At 64.2% G+C, this 1,150-nt stretch carries 1 protein-coding gene and 1 pseudogene; both read left to right on the top strand.

The genetic code is table 11. From position 1 onward, the window contains the following. A pseudogene (locus IVA78_RS28805) lies at positions 1-664 on the top strand (IS21 family transposase); the annotation flags it as partial. 13 nt (positions 665-677) lie between these two features. Beyond that, positions 678-1,150: ATP-binding protein (locus tag IVA78_RS28800; protein WP_247468920.1), on the top strand; the 473-nt coding region annotated here is incomplete at its 3' end.

Raw genomic sequence — 1,150 nt, 5'->3', positions numbered from 1 at the left:
TCTTGTCGAGCTGAACGATCGACCTTTGCGCAGCTGGGGACGAAGTCGCCGCGAACTGTTCGAAGAGCTCGATCGTCCGGCGCTGACCCCCTTGCCGGATGAGCCGTACGAGTATGCCGAGTGGAAGCGCTGCCGGGTCAACCTCGATTACCACGTCGAGATCGCCAAGCATTACTACAGCGTTCCTCACAACCTCGTGCATCAGGAGGTCGAGGCTCGCATCACCCAAAAGACCGTCGAGATTTTCCTCCGCGGCAAGCGCGTTGCCTCGCATCTGCGCAGCACGCTGCCGCATCGCCCGACGACCATTCCCGAGTACATGCCGAGCTCGCATCGCCGCTATCGTGACTGGACCCATGAGCGCATTCGTTCCGAAGCCGCCAAGGTCGGTCCTGATGCCGAGACGCTGATCGACGTCATCCTGCGCTCGCGGCCGCATCCAGAACAGGGCTTCCGCTCCGCCATCGGCATTCTCGGGCTGGTCAAGCGCTATGGCCAGGAACGCGTCGACGCCGCCTGCGCCCGTGCGCTGCCGCTCAACGCCCGTTCGTACAAATCGGTCGCTGCCATCCTCAAGAACGGCACCGACAGAACCGCTCCTCCCGCCGAGGAGGCGCCCATCCTCTTCCACGCCAACATCCGCGGCCGCAGTTACTACAATTGATCAGGAGATCAGCATGCTCGTTCACCCCACCGTCGATCGCTTGCGCGCCCTCGGCCTCGCCGCCATGGCCGATACCTTCGTCGAACTGCAGAACAATCCCGAGGCGGCCGAGATGCCGCACGCCGATTGGCTCGGCCTCCTCGTCGATCGCGAGGTCACTGCCCGCGACAACCGCCGCCTCACGCGCCGCTTGACCAGTGCCAAGCTCCGTCAAGTCGCCGCCATCGAGAACGTTGACTATCGCACCGCCCGTGGTCTCGATCGTTCGCTCTTCCAGAACCTTGGCACCTGCCAATGGATCCGCGACAGCAACCACTTGGTCATTGTCGGTCCAACCGGCACCGGCAAGTCCTGGCTTGCCTGTGCGCTCGGCAACAAGGCTTGCCGCGACGGCTTCTCCGTCCTCTACAAGCGAACATCCCGCCTATTCGCCGATCTCGCCCAGGCGCGCGGCGAAGGCCGTCTGGCGCGCCAGATCGCCGCGCT

It is taken from the genome of Bradyrhizobium sp. 137 (assembly GCF_023074095.1).
Taxonomy (GTDB): Bacteria; Pseudomonadota; Alphaproteobacteria; order Rhizobiales; family Xanthobacteraceae; genus Bradyrhizobium.
Note: the sequence above shows the minus strand (reverse complement) of the source record. Positions and strands in the feature narration are given on the sequence as shown.